General features: G+C 34.8%; 14 protein-coding genes. All 14 read left to right on the forward strand.

Going from position 1 to position 23,727, the window contains the following annotated elements; all coding sequences use genetic code 11:
- The 14 genes from PW52_RS02175 to PW52_RS02240 all read left to right on the forward strand — a co-directional run bounded on the left by PW52_RS02175 (position 1) and on the right by PW52_RS02240 (position 23,666).
- Positions 1-1,368, forward strand: a complete 1,368-nt coding sequence (locus PW52_RS02175; RefSeq protein WP_052823334.1) for an alpha-L-fucosidase — start codon at positions 1-3, stop codon at positions 1,366-1,368.
- A gap of 88 nt (positions 1,369-1,456) precedes the next feature.
- On the forward strand, positions 1,457-2,386 hold the full coding sequence (locus tag PW52_RS02180; RefSeq protein WP_240475135.1) for a GDSL-type esterase/lipase family protein: 930 nt from the start codon (positions 1,457-1,459) through the stop codon (positions 2,384-2,386).
- A gap of 20 nt (positions 2,387-2,406) precedes the next feature.
- Positions 2,407-3,837, forward strand: a complete 1,431-nt coding sequence (locus PW52_RS02185) for a sulfatase (RefSeq protein WP_044631246.1) — start codon at positions 2,407-2,409, stop codon at positions 3,835-3,837.
- A gap of 109 nt (positions 3,838-3,946) precedes the next feature.
- Positions 3,947-6,244, forward strand: a complete 2,298-nt coding sequence (locus tag PW52_RS02190) for a glycosyl hydrolase family 95 catalytic domain-containing protein (protein WP_131453963.1) — start codon at positions 3,947-3,949, stop codon at positions 6,242-6,244.
- Positions 6,237-8,705 carry a glycoside hydrolase family 95 protein gene (locus PW52_RS02195; RefSeq protein WP_082050820.1) on the forward strand — a complete coding sequence of 823 codons (2,469 nt, stop codon included), beginning with the start codon at positions 6,237-6,239 and terminating at the stop codon, positions 8,703-8,705. Before PW52_RS02190 ends, PW52_RS02195 begins: the two co-directional genes overlap by 8 nt.
- Before the next feature lie 74 nt (positions 8,706-8,779).
- The gene (locus PW52_RS17000) at positions 8,780-10,726 is read left to right on the forward strand and encodes an SGNH/GDSL hydrolase family protein (protein WP_052823336.1); all 1,947 of its coding nucleotides are present in this window, start codon (positions 8,780-8,782) and stop codon (positions 10,724-10,726) included.
- Positions 10,727-10,857: 131 nt separating this feature from the next.
- On the forward strand, positions 10,858-12,513 hold the full coding sequence (locus tag PW52_RS02205) for an FAD-dependent oxidoreductase (RefSeq protein ID WP_044631248.1): 1,656 nt from the start codon (positions 10,858-10,860) through the stop codon (positions 12,511-12,513).
- A gap of 56 nt (positions 12,514-12,569) precedes the next feature.
- Complete coding sequence (locus PW52_RS02210) at positions 12,570-13,439, forward strand: alpha/beta hydrolase (RefSeq protein ID WP_205618113.1); 870 nt, start codon at positions 12,570-12,572, stop codon at positions 13,437-13,439.
- Between the two features lie 183 nt (positions 13,440-13,622).
- Positions 13,623-14,507, forward strand: coding sequence for a hypothetical protein (locus tag PW52_RS02215; RefSeq protein ID WP_044631249.1), 885 nt, complete (start codon positions 13,623-13,625; stop codon positions 14,505-14,507).
- Between the two features lie 52 nt (positions 14,508-14,559).
- Complete coding sequence (locus PW52_RS02220; protein WP_044631250.1) at positions 14,560-16,608, forward strand: T9SS type A sorting domain-containing protein; 2,049 nt, start codon at positions 14,560-14,562, stop codon at positions 16,606-16,608.
- Positions 16,609-16,785: 177 nt separating this feature from the next.
- Positions 16,786-18,168, forward strand: a complete 1,383-nt coding sequence (locus PW52_RS02225) for a sulfatase-like hydrolase/transferase (protein WP_052823337.1) — start codon at positions 16,786-16,788, stop codon at positions 18,166-18,168.
- Positions 18,169-18,237: 69 nt separating this feature from the next.
- Complete coding sequence (locus PW52_RS02230) at positions 18,238-19,980, forward strand: arylsulfatase (protein WP_044631322.1); 1,743 nt, start codon at positions 18,238-18,240, stop codon at positions 19,978-19,980.
- A gap of 24 nt (positions 19,981-20,004) precedes the next feature.
- A complete protein-coding gene (locus PW52_RS02235; protein ID WP_052823339.1) occupies positions 20,005-22,740 on the forward strand; it encodes a hypothetical protein in 2,736 nt (911 codons plus the stop codon).
- Positions 22,741-22,748: 8 nt separating this feature from the next.
- Positions 22,749-23,666, forward strand: coding sequence for a prolyl oligopeptidase family serine peptidase (locus PW52_RS02240; protein WP_117584348.1), 918 nt, complete (start codon positions 22,749-22,751; stop codon positions 23,664-23,666).
- Positions 23,667-23,727: the final 61 nt, after the last annotated feature.

The raw sequence follows: 23,727 nt of genomic DNA on the forward strand, positions 1-23,727 counted from the left end.
ATGAAAACAATAAAAAATATAGCAATAATTGCTCTGGTAGCTGTAATGAGTGCCAACTTGGGGTTCGCACAAAGCTCGAGTACTAAAAAATTATCAGACGACGAGCGTATGCAATGGTGGCGCGACTCTAAATTCGGAATGTTTATTCACTGGGGAGCTTACTCTATTATAGGTGGTGAACGTGGCTCTAAAATTGCTGGTGGTGGCGCAGAATGGGCCATGGATAAGTTAGATTATACCGTTGAAGAGTACGAAAAATTCCCAGCAATGTTTAACCCGGTAATGTTCGATGCCGATGCATGGGTTAAAATGGCTAAAGATGCCGGAATGAAATATATTGTAATTACAAGTAAACACCACGAGGGTTTTGGTTTGTGGGATTCTAAAGTGTCCGATTACGATATTATGGATGTTTCACCATTTAAACGCGATATTATTAAGGAATTAGCCGAAGCTTGTAAAAAACAAGGTATTAAATTTTGTTTTTATTACTCTATTGTCGATTGGCATCATCCGCATGCACAAGGTAATTTATATCCAAATTATAACATTGCGCAACACGACGACCCATCGGTGGTTAATCCAAAATTTCCAAAGTATTTTAAAAATTATATGAAGCCACAGGTTAAAGAATTATTAACTAATTATGGCGATGTTGGTGTGGTTTGGTTTGATGGCGATTGGATTTCTGATTATACCACAGAAATGGGTAAAGAGCTTTACGATTTTATTCGCGATATTCAACCAAATACCATTGTAAATAATCGTGTAGATAAAGGAAGAACGGGAATGGATGGTATGAACAATAAACCTGGTGAATTTGCAGGAGATTTTGGTACGCCTGAACAAGAAATTCCAGATACAGGAATCGATTCCGACTGGGAAGCATGTATGACCATGAACGGCACTTGGGGTTATAAACCAGATGACACAAAATGGAAAAGCAGTGAAGATTTAATTCAGAAATTAGTCGATATCGTATCAAAGGGCGGAAACTTTTTATTAAATATTGGTCCTGATGGTTACGGTAGATTTCCTGCACAAAGTATTCGTCGTTTAAGTGCTATGGGGCAATGGACAAAAGCTAACGGAGAAGCTATTTATGGCGCATCGGCAAGTCCTTTTGAAAAACCAAAATGGGGACGTTATACAACAAAAGATGGCGTTTTATATGCACATGTATTTAACTGGCCAAAAGATGGTGTTTTAAAATTACATAAGGATGTTAAGGTTAAAAAAGCAACGCTTTTAACCAATCCAGATGTGGAATTAACGGCTTTAGCAACATCAAAAGAAGTTTTAGTAGATGTACCTATGTTGGCTCCAGATAGTATAGTTTCTGTAGTTAAAATAGAGTTAGCAAATTAATTGCTTGTTTTTTTAAAATTTTAGACAAGCACCTACTTGGTGTTTGTCTTTTTTTTATATTATTTGAATGTATAAACAACTTTATAAAATGAAAAAATATAAAAAGGTAAGTGTATTTGTTACAGCGATATTGTTTGTAAGTTTAGTGTTTGCACAAGATGATGCCTATTTTGATCCCCAATGGGGGAAATACACTTCAGAAAATGGGTTTTTATACGCTCACGTATCGAAATGGCCAGCAAGTAATAAGTTGGTTATAGATAGAAGAATTAAGCCTAGAAAAGCATCATTTCTGTCTGATCCTTCAACTAAAATTAAAATAAAGCTTGTTAATGATGAATTAACCCTTTTTCTTCCAGAGAAAAAAACCGATTCTATTATAAAAATTCAACTCATGCCAAATGAAGATTGGGCCAATTTAAAAAAATATAGGAATGCCAATAAAGTCTTATTAGAAGCCTCGAAAAAAGAAAATATGGTGGTTTTTATGGGTAATTCTATAACCGAAAAATGGGTGCAGTTTCACCCAGAATTTTTTCAGGAAAATAATTTTATTGGTCGTGGCATAAGTGGGCAAACTACATCGCAAATGCTATTAAGGTTTAAACAAGATGTTATTAATTTAAAACCAAAGATTGTTGTAATACATGCAGGAACCAACGATATTGCTGGTAATAAAGGCCCTATAAGTATTGAGCAAATTGCCGATAATATTTTTTCTATGGCAGAATTGGCTAAAGTTTATAACATAAAAGTTGTGTTAGCATCAGTTTTACCAGTAAGCAGTTATTCGTGGAGTCCGTCTATTAAACCTGTAGAAAAAATAAATAATTTAAACCGTTTAATTCAAACTTATGCCAAAGCGAATAATTTGGTGTATTTAGATTATTATACTAAAATGGTAAATAATGAAAATGGTTTAATTGAAGTCTATGGAAGAGACACGGTACATCCTAATGTAAAGGGGTATGCTGTTATGGAAACATTGGTTTTACAGGCATTAAATAATATAAATTAAAACGTTAATCAGGGAGTAAAGTGAGACTTAAATTATTACTATTAATAATTCTATTATCTTCATGTAAGCAGCAGTTTGAAAGCGATAAAAATCAAGCTTCAAAAAATGTGCTCCTTATTTGTATTGACGATTTACGACCAGAGTTAAACTGCTTTGGGGCATCATATATAAAATCGCCAAATATTGACGCTTTAGCTTCAAAAGGCGTCGCTTTTACCAATCATTTTGTTAATGCTCCAAGTTGTGGTCCTTCTAGATATTCGTTACTTACTGGACAATTTGGGCTTCAGTACAGAAAAAATAATAATCAAGCATTGTTTCTTAGAGCAAAAGCTTACGCCGAAAATCCGCTTAGTTTACCGCCTACAATGCCAGAATATTTTAAAACCAATGGGTATACAACGGTTTCTGTGGGGAAAATTTCACATCATCCAGGAGGAAGAGGTGGTGCTAATTGGGATAACGATTCCATTATAGAAATTCCAAATGCATGGACAAAATATATAATGCCGGTTGGCGATTGGCAAACACCTAGAGGCGCTATGCATGGTTTGGCAAACGGACAAGCAAGAACGCCTGATCATCGCGAGGTTATGGAAGCTTTTAATGGTGTAGATTCGAGTTATCCCGATGGTTTAATTGTAGAAGAAGGCTTAAAGCAATTAGAAAAATTAGCAAAAAATGAAGCGCCTTTTTTCCTAGCCATTGGCTTAATAAAACCACATTTGCCTTTTGGAATGCCAAAAAAATATCTCGATTTATACGAAGGTGTTTCCATACCAAAAATTAATCATCCTGAAAAGCCAAAGGGAAAAACTACATGGCATAAATCGGGAGAATTCATGGCTTATAACCATCACGGAAAAGACCCAAGGACAGATTTTGATTATGCTATGAAACTTAAAAAATACTACGCCGCTTGTGTAAGTTATGCAGATAAGCATGTGGGCGATATTTTAAATAAACTAAAAGAAACCGGTGCCGATAAAAACACCATTGTTGTGCTTTGGGGCGATCATGGTTGGCATTTAGGCGAACATGGTATTTGGGGTAAACATAGCTTGTTCGAAGAATCTTTAAAATCGCCATTAATAATTTATGATCCTTCATTAAAAACAAGTATTACTAAAGCTAATACTATTGTTGAAACGGTAGACATTTTTCCAACACTTACTGAATTATGCACATTGCCAAACCCAGAGCTCTCTAACGGTGAATCGTTAGTGCTATTAATAAATGCTAAAACCCGACAAAAAAAAGCTGCCGTAGCTTATAACGGGAATGCAATTACATTAAGAACAAAAGACTACAGGTTTGTAGAACATACAGATGGGGAGGTAGAGCTGTACAATCATTCCATTGATGCTAGTGAAACTTTAAATGTGGCACGTAATAACCCAGAAAAAGTAGTTGAACTTAAAAGTCTGCTTCAAGAACTTATAGAAGAATAAAATAAAGTTTTATTATAAGGGTAAAATGAGCGATAGTTTTTAAGGATTGGGCTATAATTATTAGAGTTTTAGTTTCATTTTGGCGTTATTTATTTCATAAAAATTAAAAATGAAATATTTAATTAACCATTTCTCACTTTTACTATTCTTATTTAGTACGACTTTATTTAGTCAAATTAAATCCCAAATTAACTGGCCGGAATTTATGGGGCAGCACGATTTGGTTTGGGAAGATATTCCACAACAATGGGCAGAAGGTGCCTTTATTGGTAATGGTCAATTAGGAATGATGCTTTATGCAAAATTAGACGAAAATCGTTTTAATTTTCATGTGGGAAGACAAGACGTAACCGATCATAGAAAAGCCCCAAGTAAAAAAACATCGCGAGGCGTAGATGGGGCAAACTTATTAGATTTTTCGCGATTAGATATCGGTAAAATGGTATTAAGACCTGTTGGAAAAATTAAAATAGCAAAACTACGTCAAGATTTATGGAATGCCGAAATTCGAGGTACCATAATTACAGATTTGGGAGAAATTACTTTTAGAGCTTTTACACCATATAATGATAATGTTCAAGTTATCGAAACGGTTTCAACCGAATTAAAAAATGGTGAAAATGTTAATTTTGTTTGGGAATGGATGCCCGGTAACGCCTCATGCCCAAGAGTCCTTCAAATGTTCGAAAGGTATAAAGATGAATATAAAATGAATCCTTTCGAACCCGAAATTAAAACAGAAAATGGGTATCAGTATTGTATTCAAAAATTAGAAGCAGGAGGCGATTATGCCACTGTTTGGACTAATCAAATTTCAAAAAAAGGCAGAAAAAACACACTTTACATTTCCACAGAAAATAAAATTCCTACCGAAAATGCTTCAGCAGAAACTGCTCTAAACCATGTTAAGAAGGCCCAAAATTTAGGAATTAAAAATTTAGAAAAATCGCATAGAAATTGGTGGCATAATTATTTTCAAAAATCATTTTTAAGTTTTCCAGATACACGTATGGAATCGTTTTACTGGATTCAGTTGTATAAAATGGCAGCATGCTCTCGCGCCGATGGTCCTGCGCTAGATTTAATGGGGCCATTCTTTAAAAATACCTCATGGCCAGGGTTATGGTGGAATTTAAATGTACAGCTTACATATTGGCCGTTTAATACTAGTAACCATCAAGATATTGCTATTAATTACATTAAACTAATTGATGATAATTTTGAATGGATTATGCGAAATAAAACAGGTAAAAGTCTTGGCGATTATGGTTGGGCATTGCATAATTATTGGTTGTATTTCGATTATCAGGGCGATCAAGCATCAATAGTTAAAAAATGGATACCCAAAGCTATAAGGATTGCCGAAGCTTACGAAAAGAAATTAGAGCGTAATGCCGAAGGGAAATTAGAGCTAAAACCAATGGGGTCGCCAGAATACAAAGGCTTTAAAAGTTTTAAAAACACCAATTACAATTTAGCTATTTTACGTTGGTTACTTAACGCATTGGTGGATTCAAGTAAAAAAAGTAATCAGAATCAAGATAAAATACAACATTGGCAACAAATATTAAACGATTTAATACCATACCCAGTTGATGAAAACGGATTAATGATTGGTAGCGACCAACCTGTCGATTTATCGCACAGGCATTATTCGCATTTATTGGCATTATATCCGTTATTTCAATTAGATCCCGACAATCCAAAAGACAAAGAATTGGTCGTAAAATCTGTATTACATTGGCATAATATAGAAAATGGTAAAGCTTTAGCTGGGTATTCTTTTACAGGTGCATCCTCGTTGTATGCTGCTATGGGCATGGGAAATGAGGCGGTAAATGTTATGCAAGATTTTTTATCGGCCAATATTGGTCGTGCTCATTTTTTAACCAATACGTTTTATATGGAAGGCTCTAACCCTGTAATAGAAACTCCATTAAGTGGAGCCGCAGCTATTATGGAGTATAGCTTACAAAGTTGGGGCGATAAGATTAGAATTTTTCCAGCCATTCCTAACCAATGGAAAGAGGTGGCTTTTAACGATTTATTAGCACAAGGAGGGTTTGAGGTGAGCGCCTCAATGACAGCCGGAAATGTAGATTGGGTGAAAATAAAAAGTTTGGCAGGAAAACCTTGTGTAGTAAAAGTACCCAACTGGGAACATGCGTTTTCTAAAAATAATATTTCGGTTAAAAAAATTGCAAATGGCGAGTTTAAAGTTGATTTAAAACAAGGAGAAACAATAATACTTACACCTTCAAAAAACAATAAGAAATTTGTGTTGAATTCGGTTGAACACCCAAAAAACGAAGTTAATTATTTTGGAGTGAAATTAGGAAAACCTCGTAAACCATTATTAGAAGCACCTATTTTAGAATATGCTAAAACAGAAAAACAAAATGAATAAATTGTATAGCTGTCTGTTTTTTATAACTGTTTTGCTTTTATCTTTTAAAACTCAATCGCAAGAATCCTTACAGTTAAATTATAATAAACCAGCTGGTATCTGGACCGAGGCTTTACCTGTTGGTAACGGGCGATTAGGAGCTATGGTGTATGGCAACCCCTTGAAGGAACATTTACAGCTAAATGAAAATACCTTGTATTCGGGCGAACCAACATCTACTTATAAAGGTGTCGATATTAAACCAACCTACAAAAAAGTAAAACAGCTTATAAATGACGGAAAATATGCCGAAGCCGAAAAAATAATGACAAAAAATTGGTTGGGAAGATTGCACCAAAGTTATCAGCCTTTTGGTGATTTACGTTTACAGTTTCAAGCCGACACAATTTTAAATTATAAAAGAAGCTTAGATATTAAAAATGCATTATTAACAGTAAATTACGAAACTTCTAAAGCTGTTTTTAAGCGGGAAATTTTGGCTAGTTATCTAGATGATGTTATTGCTATTCGCATCACTTCAAATAAAAAAGAAGCTATTTCATTTACAGCTTTTTTAGAGTCTGTTCACCCTGTAGAAATCAATACGGTGTCAGGTGATCTTGTAATGAAAGGGCAAGCTCCTGGATTTGTATTACGCAGAACTTTAGAAAATGTTGAACGCAATGGCGATCAATATAAATACCCCGAAATTTTTAATGAAGATGGAAGTAGAAAACCCTTTGCTAAACAAATTTTATATGGTGATGAAGTAGATGGTAAAGGTATGTTTTTTGAAGGCCGATTGAAAGTTAAGACTATAAATGGGAAAGTTTCAGTTTCAAAAAAAGGAATTACAATCACAAACGCCAACGAAGTCGTATTGCTGTTATCTCTGGCAACCAGTTTTAATGGCTTTGATAAAAGCCCTAGCAAAGAAGGGAAAAACCCTGCCAAAATAAATGAGGCGATTGTTTCTAAGCTTAAAAATAAAAGTTTCGAAGCCATTAAAACAGCCCATCAAAACGATTACCAGTCGTTATTTAACCGTGTTCAATTCAACTTAAAAAACAAAAAAGGAGAGCATATTAAAACCTTGTATACTAACCAGCGTTTAAAACAATACCATACCAATACCGATGTAGATTTAAACGCCTTGTTGTTTCAATACGGTAGGTATTTAATGATTTCGGGGTCTCGCAAAGGTGGTCAACCTTTAAATTTACAAGGAATTTGGAATTACCAACGTATTCCATCGTGGAACTCGGCCTATACCATGAATATTAACGCGCAAATGAATTATTGGCCTGCAGAAGTTACCAACCTACCAGAATGTCACGAGCCCTTTTTTAGATTGGTAAAAGAATTAGCAATTACAGGTAAAGAAACGGCTAAAAACATGTATGGTAAGTTGGGTTGGGTAGTACACCATAATACCGATATTTGGCGACCTAGCTATCCTACAGATAATGCTGTAATGTACTCGTATTGGCCTGTTGGAGCAGGTTGGTTAACAGATCATTTATGGGAGCATTATTTGTTTACCCAAGATCAAGATTTTTTAAAGCATGAAGCATATCTAGTTTTAAAAGGTGCTGCGCAGTTTTTTGTAGATTGGTTAGTTAAAAACAAGGATGGTTATTGGGTTACTCCGGTAGGAACATCTCCAGAAAATAGTTTTAAATATAATACCAATAAAACAACGGTAATAAGCGAGGGGCCAACGATGGATATGGCTATTATTAAAGAGTGTTTTAATAATGTGATTCAGGCTTCGAAAATTTTAAACTTAGATGCCGATTTTAGAAAAATAATAGAAGACATATACGCTAATTTATTGCCCTATAAAATAGGAAGTCGAGGTAAACTTCAAGAATGGCAACAAGATTATAATGAAGTAGATGTAAACCATAGGCATTTATCGCATTTGTATGGCTTTCATCCGGGAAATCAAATTACCGATAAGGATAAAGACTTGTTTAATGCCGTAAATAAAACCTTGAATTTGAGAGGCGATTTAGCCACAGGTTGGAGTATGGGCTGGAAAATTAATTTTTGGGCTAGAATGCAAGATGGTAATCATGCCTATAAAATAATTAATAACCTATTTACTTTTGTTAGTGAAAACGACAAACATGGTGGTTTATATGCCAATTTATTCGATGCACATCCGCCATTTCAAATCGATGGTAATTTTGGTTATACAGCTGGAGTTGCAGAAATGTTATTACAAAGTCAAAATAACGAAATTCACTTATTACCTGCCTTACCCGATGCTTGGGAATCGGGAAACATTAATGGAATAAAAGCGAGAGGGAATGTTACTGTCGAAATTATTTGGGAAAATAATAAGCTAGTTAAGGCGAGTTTAATTTCAAAAAACACTCAAAATGTAATTATAAGATATAATGACTCTAGGATAAAGTTGAGTTTAAAAGCAAACAAAACATTTTACTTAAATGAAGCCTTTTTTAATCTAAATTAATTAATTAATCAATGTATAAAATAATTTATTGCATCATATTTTTTTGCCTTGCGGTTACAGTAGAAGCAAAAAACATGAAGCCGCAGGACACCATCTATATTAATTCAATTGAAAAACTTGCCAAATTCGCCATGAAAAGTAATGTGTTGGTGAAAATGAAACCTGGCGAATACATAATTAATTCTATTAAAATAGGGCAATTAAGTGTCTTTAAATATGGTGAAAATAGCAAAAAGAAAGACGAATTTAAAATAGGTTCACTTATTCATTTTTCAGGAAATAATAGTAAGTACTTTTTAACGGGCGTTACTATAAATATTGATGGGAAATTACATGAAAACTATGGTAAAAGTGAGTTTAGCGAGTTTTTAGTTAGCGGAAATAATAATTACATTGAAGGATTAAAAGGAAAAGATTTCGACGATGTTGTACCTGCAAATCGCGTGCAAATGTTACGCATAATGGGCGACGATAATGTTATAAAAAATGCCGATTTGTTTGTGCGAGGTTCTTATCCTTATGGTTATGGGCATTTATTGGGTAAAGGCGGAACGGCTTTAGTTAAAACCCAAAAACATTCGGTGTTATTAGTGGAAGGTATAAATACAAAGTTGTTAGGGTGTAAAGTAGTTTCACATGCTTTTGGACATGGTATTTTTATGCAAGGCGCTGTAAATACGCTGTTGAAAGATTGTTATGTGGAAGGTAAAATGCGACCAACAAACGAAATGTTAGCCGAAACCTCTGGTCCAGCATTTAATGTAGGGTTTAAAAGCGATTATCCACCAGGAAAAATTTTGCCTAACGAAATTAAATCATTGTCCGAGGATGGCATAAGAACTTATCCTTATGGAGGTTTAAATCATAGGAGAACACAAGGCGTTACAGTAATTAATTGCACCGTTAAAAATATGCGTTCTGGCTTCGATTTAAGTGCCAATTTACCACCAACTAAAGTTATTGGTTCCACTGCTATTGGATGTCAGGAAAAAGGGTTTTCTGTGGGCACAAATGGCGTTATAAAAAATTCAAAAGGAGATGCTTTGTATGGGCCACTAATTACTTTTGTTGGTAATAATGTGCAAAATTGTGAAGTTGATTTAGAATTAATGGATACTGTAAGTAATTATAAAGTACATCGATTGGCAGAAATTAATGGCTCGGGACATCAAATCACCATTCGTAATTATCAAAACAAAAAACGAAGTATTAAATCACCAATTGTTTTTGGTGAGTCGTTTTGGGACGATGTTCACAAATGGCGAAAACCAGAAGCGCCACAAGGAGCTTTTGCAGGCGCAAAAAATATTACATTATTTAATTATACGGGAATGCCAGTAAAAATGAACGATTTAACTCTTAATTGTACGGTTACCAATTCCGAAGCACAAAGTAGCGTAATAAATGCAGGGGTTGGCGGTAATAATACAATCGATTTATTAAACCGAATTGATAATGATGTTTTAGCAAACAAACCAGATTTAGTGCTTTTAATGGTTGGCACAAACGATATGTTAAACTCTAAAAAAATGGTAGATTATAAAGTCTATCAAAATAATTTAAATACGATAATCGAAAAAATAAAATCCACTGGAAGTCAAATAGTTCTTATAAACCCAATACCAGCAGATAACGACTATCTTTTTATGCGTCATGAAAAAAGTTTGTTTAGTGAGAAGCCTAATACTAAATTAAATAAAGCAGGAGAAATTGTGAAAAACTTAGCAAAAAAGCATCAGGTGTTTTTTTACGATTTAAATGCTGAATTTAAGGCATTAAACTTACCAAAACATAATCAAGATGTTTTTATAAAAAACGAGAAAAATAGTGGTAAAAAAGATGGCGTCCATCCAACCGCTTTTGGGTATCAATTTATAGCGCAAAACGTGTTTCAGTTTTTAAGTGAGCATAACTTAATAGATGGCAATAATAAAATAATTTGTTTTGGAGATTCTATCACCAGAGGCAATGCTAAGGGAAAAAATTATCCGAGCTTTTTAAATAAGCTTCTAAAAGAATAATTAGAAGATATCTTTTATAATCAAGTTGTTCTGGTTTCGAACATGATTTATATTTAATGAGTTATAGTTTATAATGTTTTTTAAAAAATAGCTTTACTATTGGGGTAATAAGAATTTATTTTATCAAAACTATGTCTACCACCTTAAAACACATCAGTAAAATTGTTTTTTTTCAATTATTAATTTTAGTAACAGGATGCCAAAATACAGAACCAGAGTATGATGCTGACGTGGTGATTTATGGCGGTACTTCGGCTGCTATAACTACAGCAGTTCAGCTAAAACGCATGAATAAGTCGGTTATAATTGTTTGTCCAGAAACACATATTGGTGGGTTGTCGTCCAGTGGATTAGGGTTTACCGATTTAGGAAATAAAGAAGTAATTGGTGGCATTTCAAAAGAATTTTATCAAGCTGTTTATAAGCATTATCAAAACAATGAAGCTTGGAATTGGCAACCTAGAGCAGAGTATGGTAACGAAGGGCAAGGAACAACAGCGATAGATGATAAACTAAAAACCATGTGGACTTTTGAGCCTCATGTAGCCGAAGAAATCTTCGAAAGCATGGTAAAAGATAACCAAATTAAAGTAATTCGCGATAAATGGCTCGATAGAGAAAATGGTGTACAAGTAGTAAATGGAAGCATAGTTTCTATTACTATGTTAAGTCGCGAAACATATAAAGCTAAAATTTTTGTCGATGGCACTTACGAAGGTGATTTAATGGCTGCAGCAGGTGTAAATTATCATGTTGGTCGAGAAGCAAATAGTGTTTATGGCGAACAATGGAATGGGGTACAAAAAGGAATATTTCACCACAGTCATAATTTTGGAGAGTTAAATATTAGTCCGTATATCATTCCGGGTGACTCCACAAGTGGTGTGCTTCCAAGAATTTCTACAAAACCACCTGGAGCGCAAGGCGCAGGCGATAAAGGAGTACAGGCTTATAATTACCGATTATGCACTACTAATGCCGAAGGTAATGTGGTGCCTTTCGAAAAACCTAAAAACTACGATCCTGCCCAATACGAATTGTTAAGACGTGTATTTAAAGCAGGAAGACATGCTATGTTTGGTGGTGGTAAAATACCAAACAAAAAAAGAGATGTAAACAATGTGGGGCCGTTTAGCTCGGATAATATTGGAATGAATTACGACTACTCAGAAGCTTCGTACGAAAAACGTAAACAAATTTTAGAAGAACATATTAACTACCATAAAGGACTTTTATGGTTTTGGGGTAACGACGAAAGTGTGCCAGAACATTTAAGAAAAAAGATTAAAAAATGGGGATTGGCGAAAGATGAGTTTGTAGATAATAACCATTGGCCATATCAAATTTATGTACGCGAAGCCAGACGCATGTTGGGCGAATATGTTATGACAGATAACGAAATTCTTGGCCGTAAAAAAGTAGATAAACCCATAGGAATGGGATCTTACGCAATGGATTCCCATAACGTTCAGCGTTATATTACTAAAGAAGGGTTTGTACAAAACGAAGGCGATTTAGGAATAGAGCCAGAGCATCCATATCAAATTCATTTAGGAACTATTTTACCAAAAAAGGAAGAATGTAAAAATCTTATTGTGCCGTTGGCCGTGTCGAGTTCTCACATCGCTTTTGGCTCTATTAGAATGGAACCGGTATTTATGATTTTAGGGCAAAGCACAGGTACATTAGCTGCTTTAGCGCTTAACAAAAACGTTAATATTCATGATGTCGATTACCAAGTTTTAAAAGAACAGTTATTAAAAGATGATCAAGTTTTATCCTATTAATAAAAGGGAATAGTTGTAATAATAATTATATTGCAAACAACTTAATTTGATTAATTATGAAATTAAAAAAAGGCTTCTTTTTAATGTTAGGATGTGTTTTGATGTTTGCTAAAATGCAATCGCAAGAGTATCAGCCAACAAAAAAAATATTATATAAGGTTGTAAATAACGATAGTCTTTATTTACATGTTTTTGAGTCGAAAATCACAAAAACGCCAACCGCAGCCATTGTGTTTTTCTTTGGTGGAGGTTGGGCAGGCGGAAATCCGAAGCAGTTTTATCAACAAAGTGACTATTTAGCCTCAAGAGGTATGTTAGCTATTTCGGCCGAGTATCGAGTAAAAAATGTACACGGCACCACACCATTTGATGCGGTTGAAGATGCAAAATCTGCCATTCGTAAAGTGCGCGAGTTTGCACCTATTTTAGAAATTGATCCCAATAAAGTTGTAGCGGCAGGTGGTTCTGCAGGAGGGCATTTGGCTATTTGTACTGCGTTAATTGAGGGACTCGATAATCCAGATGAAAATCTTAACATTAGTTCTATCCCAAATGCGGTAATTGGTTATAATCCGGTCTTCGATACTACCGAAAATGGCTACGGAGCTAAAAAAGTAGCGGGCAGAGAAACCGAAATTTCACCTTGCCATCAAGTTAAAAAAAACGCGCCTCCCATGTTGTTGTTTCATGGTAAAGAAGATAAAACAGTGCCCTTTGAAAATGCAAAACGTTTTAATAAGTTAATGAAAAAGGCTAAAAACGATTCAAAATTACTCGCTTATAAAAATCAAGGCCACGGCTTTTTTAATGGTAGTTTCTTTAGAAAAAATAGCAACGATACTTTTTTTAACGAAACCATGTATCAAACCGATTTATTTTTAATTAGACTTGGCTATATAAGCGGACAACCTCTGCTAAATAAATAAGTTTATAATATTTTATTCGTGGCCTTACAGATTCGTTTTTGTGAGGCTTTTTTTTGTTTTTTAACTAGATGTAATCATGCATATCCAGACAAAAGAGCTATAATTTATAAATGAAGGTTAATGATTTATTATTGAAAACTACAAATTGCTTTAATATTGTTCCAATAGTAATTCCAGTAATATATGTTAAAACAAATTAAATTTACAACGTATAAACAGGCGTTTTTAGCCATATTTTGCATGCTTGTTGTAGGTTCGATAGGTTTTGCTCAATCTATTCCTTATTCTAATGGTAGAATTGTTATTAGTTCAGATGGGAACGAACACGATCACGACGATTGGGCTGCAACACCGTTATCTTTAGCGTTACTGGCCGCAAAAAACTTACAAGAAAACCTAACGGTTTATACTTTTAGCGATCATATTTGGGGCAGTAATCATGACAAAAGTGATGGGGCAAAGCAAATGCGAATTAGTGCTTTAAAGGGAAAAAAAATCTATAAATTTAAATCTACAAAGTTTATCGAGGCCGTTAAAAAACCCGAAGAGGCAGTGCAGGCTATTAGTCAGCAAATAAACATCTCTCATAAAGGGAATCCGTTAACAATAATCGCAGCTGGTCCAATGGAAGTTGTAGGTAGAGCAATTAATGCATCAAATCCTGAAGCCTTAAAATTTGTTAGAATAATATCGCATTCTAATTGGAATAATCAACATTCCGATAAACCGTATAATTGGGAAGAACATTCGGGTTGGACATGGAATAAAATACGAACAAAATTTGAGCCTTATGGGTTAATTTGCGATAGAATCCTAGATCAAAATGGAGGAAAGGATTATGAAGGTTTAAAAGCAGCAAAAGAAAAATACGATTGGATTAAAACCTCTACTCTAAATAAAAAATCGAAACAGCATAAAAAACAATTAAATTGGTTGTACCAACGTCAATTAACCTGTGTAAAAAAAGGCGAATTCGATCCATCTGATGCAGGTATGATAGTGTATTTACTTACCGGAAAACAAAAAACTGCTCCAACAGATGTGAGAAATATTATAGAAAATCAATAAACTAAATAAAAGGTTTAATTGTTCAGCAATTTTAACCTAATACCAACTAATTATGAAAAAAAACTACACCACAACTAAAATAGTTTTTATAGCTATTTTAACCATGTTTATAACAAAAATACAAGCACAGACAGTAACAGTAAGTTCTCTAGAAGATTTATTGCCATATTTAAATCAAGATAATGTTGATGTTAAGTTAGCTCCTGGAACTTATAATATTGAAACTTCCGATGTGACTGCAGGAACTTTTTCCAATCCACTATTTCTCTTTGAAGGTTCTAATAATGTTTTCGATTTTACAGATGTTACTATTAACATAAATACGGATGTTTTAACAGCATTTGGAAAAGTAGATGTAAACGAAATACAAATTTTAGGAAATAATAATACACTAAAAAATCTTACGCTCGAAGATATAGGTACTACCGCTCCATCAAGTAGAGCGCAATCTATCGTTATGGATGGACGTGATAATAAAATTGAAGGATTTAATTTAACTATTCGAGGTTCTTACCCTTACGGTTATGGTGATGCTTTTGGTAAAGGCGGCGGTTCGGTAATAGGGCATCGTAAACATTCAGGTGTTTTAATTCGAGGATTAAGAAATCATTTAAAAGATTGTAATATTATTTCCCGATCGTATGGGCATATTGTATTTATGCAAGCCGCAAGTTATCCTACTATTGAAGGCTGCTATATAGAAGGAGAAATGCGAAGTACAGACGATATGTTGTTAGAAGAAGGTACGGGTTCACCTGCCGATAATGTAGATTTTCAAACGGTTTGGGGTTACAGGCTTCCTGCTGGATATATGATGAGCCTGCAAGAAGGAGGAATAAGAGCCTATAATGCAGGAACAACCTATATTGACGGCGTAGAAATTGAGCGCGGCACAGATAATCCAACAATTTTAAATTGTACAGTTAAAAATGCAAGAACAGGAGTAACCCTCGCACACGCTACAGGAACTAAAAGGGTAGATGGTGTAACGCTCTTAGGGTGCGAACAAGGGTTTTCAATAGGAAGTGGAACCATTTCTAATAGTAGTGGCGATGCTCAATATGGGCCACTTTTAACTTTTGCATATTCTAGCGATTCTAATACAACAGCGCATATTACCGTTTTGCCAACAACCAATCATTATAATGGTAGCGGAACTTTAGCCTATATAGGAGGCAGCGGGCATAATATAACGCTTGAAGGCGGAGATCCAGATTCTAATTTAAGAATTCAAGTTGGTGGTGAAAAAAATAATGTGCGTTTATTAGGCGTTACATCGAGTCAAAACCCGTTAACGGCATCTAATTTAACCTTTAATAATTTAACAGATATCCCCGTAAGTTTAAGTGATATGAGTACTCATGTGTCGGGAGAATCTTGTGGTGAAATTACAGATGATGGCTCTGGTAATACTATGGTAAACTGTGGTGAGGCTGTACCATTTCCAAACCCAAGTGCCATTTATTTAATTAATAACCCACGATGGAATGCACGATTAGGAGCAAATGGCGGTCACGAACTTATAATGTTAGCCGAAACAGAAACAAACGTAACTGCACAATGGAAATTTACTCCTGTTCAAGGTGAATCTGGTTATTATTATATCGATTGTATAGGAGGCGACACTAAGCCCAGAATTTCTGCAGATAATACTGCGGTTACAATTATGCAACCTGATACTTATACCGACGATTCGGCAAAATGGCGTTTAGATTTATATGAAGGTGTGCTATTTCATATTACAAATAAAAACAATAGGCGTTTAAGAGGCTTTGATACCCTTGTCGATGTGGTGTCTACCAGTAGTTCTGGTTCTTATACTAGGTTTTCTTTTACCGAAACCACTTTAAGTTCTAAAACTATTTTATTTAATAATTTCATTTCGCTTTATCCTAATCCAGCAAAAGATGTTGTAAACATAAAAACAAGCCATAAAACGCTTACAGAAGTTTCTGTTTATAATATGCAGGGGCAACAAATTATTAATCAACGTTTTTATAATAATTTTAAAATTAACTTAAGTGAATTTACCTCTGGTATTTATGTTGTAAAACTAAAATCGGGTAATAACGAGTTTGTTCAAAAAATAATTAAACAGTAATTTTTAATCCCTTTATTACTTTTAAGACTTCAGTTTTTAAATAAAACTGAAGTTTTTTTATGAAATAACCTAGCCGTATAAATGGGTTATAATTTATAAGGCGCGACACATGGTTTATATAAAACTAATTTCATAATTTCTAATATTGTTTCAATTATAATATCCTAACCTAACACAATGAATTATAAAAATAAGGTGAAATATTTTACACCAATAGGAGCCATTTTATTATTAGTAATTTCCTGTAAAGATTCAAAAAATCAAACCACAAAAGTTGTTACTGAATCTATAAAACCTAACATCATTTTAATTATGGCCGACGATTTGGGTTACGGCGAATTATCCTGCTACGGTAGCCCAAAGGTTAAAACACCTAATCTAGATAAATTAGCATCACAAGGTGTTAAGTTTTTAGATTTTCATGCTAACGGACCCGTTTGTAGCCCAACAAGAGCTGCGTTAATGACAGGCAAATACCAGCAACGAACCGGTGTTGAAGGCGTTATTACAGCGGCCGATCATCGCGAAGTTGGCTTGAGTTTAAACGAGCTTACCATGGCAGAAGCTTTAAAAAACCAAGGATACACCACGGCCATGTATGGAAAATGGCATTTAGGTTATGCCGAACCTTATAATCCTATTTATCAAGGTTTCGATGATTTTCGAGGATTTGTTAGCGGAAACATCGATTACCATTCGCATATCGATCAAGCGGGTTATCTCGATTGGTGGGTTAACAATAAAGTTGAAGACGAGCCAGGTTACACCACAGATTTAATTACAAAATATGCTTCAAAATTTATAAAAGAAAATAACTCTAAAAAAACAGGAAAACCTTTCTTTTTATACTTAGCACAAGAAGCGCCACATTATCCTATTCAAGGTAGAAATGATAAGCCATTACGAAAAGAAGGCAGTGGTAAATTTATTAGAAAAGTACCTAAAGATAGCGTGCCAATTATTTATACTGAAATGATTGAACTTATGGACGAAGGTATTGGCAATATAATGAAAACCCTTGATGCCGAAGGATTAAACGAAAACACAATTGTCGTTTTTTGTTCAGATAATGGTCCTGCTGGAAAACGTGGTGATAGCGGTGGCTTAAGAGCTGCAAAAACATCCATTTACGAAGGTGGACATCGTGTGCCCGCAATTGTTCGCTATCCTAAAAAAATAAAAGCCGGTTCTGTAAGTAATGAAACTGTTTTAACTATGGATTTACTTCCAACTTTTGTCGATTTCTCAGAGGCATCAACTACTATCGGAAATTTAGACGGTATAAGTATTAAAAATCATTTATTAAAAGCTGAAAGTTTGCCAAATCGCGATGTGTTTTGGAGTTTTAAAGGACGCTCTACAATTAGAAACGGCGCTTGGAAACTTCTTGAAATTCCGAATGATGATGGCATAGTTTATGAACTATATAATCTTGAAACAGATTTATCTGAAACCAAAAATGTCGCCTCCGAAAATCCAGATAAAGTGGAAGCTTTAAAGCAAAGATTAAGTGATTGGAAAACCAATGTAAGGCAAGGTGTAACTTCTGTTGCGCTGTAAATTTTAATTCAATAAAACATGTTAAGTAAACTAAATTTTGGTATCCTATTTATAACTTTTACTTGTCTTTTGTCAAATTCAATTTGGGCTCAAGACAAAGCACAAAAAAGACCACCAAACATCGTATTTGTTATTACCGACGATCAAGGTAAAGGCGATTTAGGCTGTGAAGGAAATCCATTTATAAAAACACCTAATATCGATAAGTTTTATTCGGATGCAGTTCGATTTAATAATTATCATGTATCCACTACCTGTGCGCCTACGCGAGGTTCCATAATGACAGGTCGGCACACCAACAGAGTTAACGTGTTTCATACCATAACTGGGCGTTCCCTATTATTTGAAGATGAGGTTATATTACCACAAATATTGGCTCAAAACGGTTATGTTAACGGGATGTTTGGGAAGTGGCATTTAGGCGATAATTATCCGTACAGGCCAGAAGATCGCGGGTTTTCCGAAGTTGTTCGTCATGGTGGAGGTGGTATTACTCAAGGGCCAGATTATTGGGGTAACGACTATTTTGATGATACTTATTGGCACAACGGTAAAACCGAAAAATATAAAGGCTATTGCACAGATGTGTTTTTTAATGAAGCTATAAAATTTATCGGAACTAATAAGGATAGACCATTTTTCTGCTATATATCAACCAATGCGCCGCATGCACCTTATAATGTCGATGAAAAATATATAGATCTGTATAAAAAAAATAAAAACATACCCGAACGTACCAAGCGTTTTTATGGCATGATAACCAATATTGATGAAAATTTTAAAGCTTTAGAAAACAAGTTGAAAGAATTAAATATTGATGATAATACCATTGTAATTTTTACAACCGATAATGGAACTGCTGCAGGTAGAAAAGTATATAATGCAGGATTAAAAGGGGGTAAAGGTAGTGTTTACGATGGTGGTCATCGTGTGCCACTTTATGTGCGTTGGCCAAATGGAAAGCTTACTGGCGGTAAGGATATTGATAATTTGGTAGCGCATTACGATTTGCTTCCAACCTTTGTAGATTTACTCGATTTAAATTTCAATCCGGTAAAACCACTAGACGGGAAAAGCTTAAAGCCGCTTTTATATAACGAAAATCAAGATTGGGAGAATCGTATTTTATATATGGACACCCAAAGAAAGCAAAATCTAATAAAATATAAAGCCTACACCGTAATGGATAATAACTGGCGATTAGTTAACGGTACAGAGTTGTATGATATCAATACCGATTTGGGTCAAGAACATAACGTTATAAATAAACATCCCGAAGTAACAATGCGCTTAAAAGAAGGCTACGAAAAATGGTGGCAATCTATCATGTCTGAAAATCCAAATGAAAGATACGCTTATATAAAAGTTGGATCGCCTAAAGAAAACCCAAGTCGTATTTCTTCTCACGATATGCTAACTGGTAAATTTGGCCACATGTGGCATCAATATGGCGCAGTTACAGCAGCCCAAGCAACCGGACGCTGGAAAATAGAATTTGTTGAAGATGGCGAATATAAAATAGCATTAAGACGTTTTCCTAGAGAAAGCAAATTACCAATTAATGCAGTATTTCCAGCGGTTGAGAAAAGCATTGAGTTTGATAGAACCATGCCTGCGAGCAAGAAAAATGATTTTACCGAAGCCTTTTTATATGTCGCGAACATACAAGGTGAACATAAAATTGAAAAAAATCAAGAAGAGGTTACTTTTACTGGTTATGTTCCTGCAGGAAAATACGATATGGAAGCACAACTTATCGATGCACAAAATCGTGTGCATCCAGCCTATTACATTTATGTCGAAAAAATTTAACCAACATTTATAAATAAACTACTAATGATTAAACGAATTGTAATAATATTGGTTGTTGCTACAGCTCATGTTTTAGGAGCGCAGCAAAAAACTATTCCATTACCTACAGATTTAGAACCAGGTTACCCAAGAATGTATATCTCGCAATCGGAAAAAGAGGGATTACAAAAAACCATAAAAAAAGAAGCATGGGCAAGCGATGTGCTCAAAGGCATTCATAATAAAATTGATGCTTATGTAAAACGTCATGAAACCGATCCAGAATGGATGCCATCTAGGTTAATGATGTACTGGAAAACTAAAGCAACCAATGTGTACGTTAACGGTATTTATTATTCGCATGCCGATGGTGAAGCTCCGGTGCCTACCGTTAGGTTTACAGGCTCGCGAGATTATACCACAAATCACGCCATGCCAAGTTTAGAAGATATTATGCCGTATATGGACGACGATCGCGGGCTATATTTACGCAATAAAACCAAGCCTGGTAAGCCTTTAGAATGGGTAGAGCAATCTAAAACTGGAGGAATTATTCACAGGCATAACCAAAAACTTATGGGGTATGCGCGCGATGCTGCTTTTTTATCGTGGTTAGAAAACGATGAGAAATTTGCAAAATTCGCTTTCGATATTTTCGATACTTATATGTTGGGAATGTATTATCGAAATGCACCTAAAGATTTGCTAAACGGCCATATTCAAACCTTGGTTGGTATGGAGTGTTTTCAAGTAATACATGAAAGTACTTTAATTTCTGCTTCAGAAGTTTACGATTTTTTGCATCAATACATTGAAAAAAATCATCCTGAAAAAATTGAAATTTATGATGCTACCATAAAAAAATGGAACGATCAAATTATAAAAAACGGCGTACCTCAAAATAACTGGAATTTGCATCAGGCTAAAATCATTTTAAAAGCCGCTATGGTTTTACAGGATAATAATAATTACGAAGATAAAAAAGGACGTGAATATTACATCAACTATATCTTGAACGAAACTTCGGCACGACAATGGTCGTTAACCAAGTTTATGGATTATGGTTACGATTATAACAACGGCGTATGGGCCGAATGTCCAGGCTATTCCTTTGGTGTTACTAAAGATTTAACGCATTTTATAAACGATTTCGATAACACGTTTAATCATAATTTATTACCATACATGCCGGTTATGGAAAAAGCGGTTAAAGTTTTACCACAATATGTATTTCCAAATGGGCAAACCATTGCTTTTGGCGATAGTAATTATACCGATTTAAAAACGGAAGCTATAAGCGATATGATTCGTACAGCGCAAAAAAACGGAGATAAAGATTTAGAAAAAGAATTCACCGAAATGTATCTTTTGTTCGCGAAACACAATGAGGTTAAAAAAGCATCAAAACCCAAATCAGACATCAGTTCGTTTTTTGCTAGTAAACCAGTGGTTTTAAATCCTAAATTTAAAACAGGAAATGTGTCTGATTATATGACGCAAACCTTTTACGCGCCAAATGTGAGTTGGCATGTACAACGAAATGGTACGGGTAAACATGGCATGATGGTTTCGCTCAATGCTTCGTTAGGAAATCACATGCACGCCAATGGTATTAATATGGAATTATACGGAAAAGGTTTCGTGCAAGGTGCCGATCCTGGTAAAGGTGCAGGTTATTTACAACCCATTTATTTAGAATATTATTCGCAGTTTCCGGCACATAATACGGTTATGGTCGATGGCGTTTCATCGTACACCGAAATGTTAAGTTATCATGCTTTCGATTTAATGGGTGAATATCCAAAATCTGAGCAGAAAGCAGGCTATTTTGGAGATATTTCGTATTCCAATGTTTATTTTTTAGAGCCTGAAACGCGAAGCGATCAAACCCGATTAGTTAGTATTGTAAAAACTGGTGAAGAAACTGGTTATTATATCGATGTTTTTAGGTCGAAAAAACAGCGGGAAGGCGATAAGTTTCACGATTACTACTATCATAATTTAGGGCAAACCATGCAAGTAATGAATGCTAAAGGCGATAATTTGAAGCTTGAACCAACAGACGAAATGGGGTTCGCTGGAGGCCATTTATATGCCTTAGATTATATGTGGGACAAAAAATCTGCAAAAGTTAACGAGGATTACCAAGCACAATGGCAAATAGATATGCCAGAAGGCGAAGACGATGTATTTATGAATTTATGGATGAAAGGTTACGAAGGTCGTGAGGTGTTTTCAATAAAGTCGCCGCCAAATAAGGCCTTTAAAGGAAATCATGGTTTGCCATACGATGTTAGCAATCAGCCTTATTTAACATTTACCGCCAGACAACACGGTGCTGCATGGGAAGCGCCATTTGTGTCGGTTTTCGAGCCATTTACAGCATCGAAAGGAAAAAGCATAAAAGCTATTTCTAGTTTTAATGATGAGCATGGAAATACCGAGTTTGTAGGTTTAAATATTAGTCATAAATCGGGTCGCGAAGATTTGGTTTTTTCTTCTGCAAATCATAAAAAAAATAAATATAAATCTATTGAAACCGATGCAACCTATACTTTAGTTGCTAACGAAACAAATGGCGATTGGGTAGTTTTTGTTGGCAATGGTAAAGCAGTTAAAGCTAAAGATTATTCAATTTTTGCACAAAAAACAGGAAATGTTGTTTTAAAATTTACTGAAGGTAAGCTGTGGTTACATAACGAAATCCCGGTTAAAATTAAATTCAATAATAAGACTGTAAATTTTGAAGCAGGAGATTTAAGATATATTCAAATTCAATAAAAAGCATCATGAAGTTTAATATCATTTTAATTATAATATTTAGTTTTTCGTTGGTAACTAACGCGCAAAAACCAGACGAGCAGGACCTTTTAAATACATTTCCAAACAAAGAGGTTGTAACCTATAAAACCGTTGATGGAAAAACGTTAAAAATGACCATTTTTTACCCAGAAAACGATAAGTTACAAAAGAAAAACCCTTGGATGCTGCATGTTCACGGTGGTGGTTGGGCAGGAGGAAGCCAATACAATATATTAAAAAAGGCCTTTTTAGGAACACTTCGTGGTTTGCTAGATAATGGCGTTGTTTGTGCAACCATAGAATACCGATTAGCAAAAGGAAAAACTACTGCTTACGATGCGGTTGTCGACGCCAAAGATGCCGCCCGTTTTTTAATAAAACATGCAAAGCAATATAAATTAAGCAAAAAACATTATGGTGTTTGGGGCGGTTCTGCTGGTGGGCATTTAAGTTTGCTAACAGCTTTAGGACATGATTCCGATTTTTTAGGCGATACAGAATTGCAAGGAATTAAACCGAAATTTAAGTGTATTGCGTCTTATTTTCCGTTTACCTCTTGCGTAAATCCAGATATTAGACCGGGTTCTATTTTCGAAGATGGTAAATTATTTGTTCGCCTTTTAGGTGCACCAATTGAAGAAAAACCAGAGTTAGCGAAATTGTTAAGTCCAACAGAGTATTTAAGTAAAAAAACACCACCAATTTTACTATTACATGGCGACCAAGACGATGTGTTGCCAATAAAAAACTCAACCTACATGCTTGAAGTTGCTAAGCAAAAACAAGCCAATGTAGAGCTGCTTACCATAAAAGGAGCAGCGCATAGTTTTCATGGTAAAAACCTTTCGCCATCTATTGATGAATTAAACAATTACGCTACAGATTTTATCTTGTCTCATTTATAATTTGCTCGTTAGTCGGTATTTATAAAATTGATTAATGAAATATTTTGAACCTGTTTTCCAT

This window comes from Neotamlana sedimentorum (assembly GCF_000943565.1).
Lineage (GTDB): Bacteria > Bacteroidota > Bacteroidia > Flavobacteriales > Flavobacteriaceae > Neotamlana > Neotamlana sedimentorum.

Coding starts and splice junctions, on each gene's coding strand:
- PW52_RS02175 (WP_052823334.1), top strand. CDS start 1: ATGAAAACAATAAAAAATATAGCAATAATTGCTCTGGTAGCTGTAATG.
- PW52_RS02180 (WP_240475135.1), top strand. CDS start 1,457: ATGAAAAAATATAAAAAGGTAAGTGTATTTGTTACAGCGATATTGTTT.
- PW52_RS02190 (WP_131453963.1), top strand. CDS start 3,947: ATGAAATATTTAATTAACCATTTCTCACTTTTACTATTCTTATTTAGT.
- PW52_RS02195 (WP_082050820.1), top strand. CDS start 6,237: ATGAATAAATTGTATAGCTGTCTGTTTTTTATAACTGTTTTGCTTTTA.
- PW52_RS17000 (WP_052823336.1), top strand. CDS start 8,780: ATGAAGCCGCAGGACACCATCTATATTAATTCAATTGAAAAACTTGCC.
- PW52_RS02205 (WP_044631248.1), top strand. CDS start 10,858: ATGTCTACCACCTTAAAACACATCAGTAAAATTGTTTTTTTTCAATTA.
- PW52_RS02210 (WP_205618113.1), top strand. CDS start 12,570: ATGAAATTAAAAAAAGGCTTCTTTTTAATGTTAGGATGTGTTTTGATG.
- PW52_RS02215 (WP_044631249.1), top strand. CDS start 13,623: ATGTTAAAACAAATTAAATTTACAACGTATAAACAGGCGTTTTTAGCC.
- PW52_RS02220 (WP_044631250.1), top strand. CDS start 14,560: ATGAAAAAAAACTACACCACAACTAAAATAGTTTTTATAGCTATTTTA.
- PW52_RS02225 (WP_052823337.1), top strand. CDS start 16,786: ATGAATTATAAAAATAAGGTGAAATATTTTACACCAATAGGAGCCATT.
- PW52_RS02235 (WP_052823339.1), top strand. CDS start 20,005: ATGATTAAACGAATTGTAATAATATTGGTTGTTGCTACAGCTCATGTT.
- PW52_RS02240 (WP_117584348.1), top strand. CDS start 22,749: ATGAAGTTTAATATCATTTTAATTATAATATTTAGTTTTTCGTTGGTA.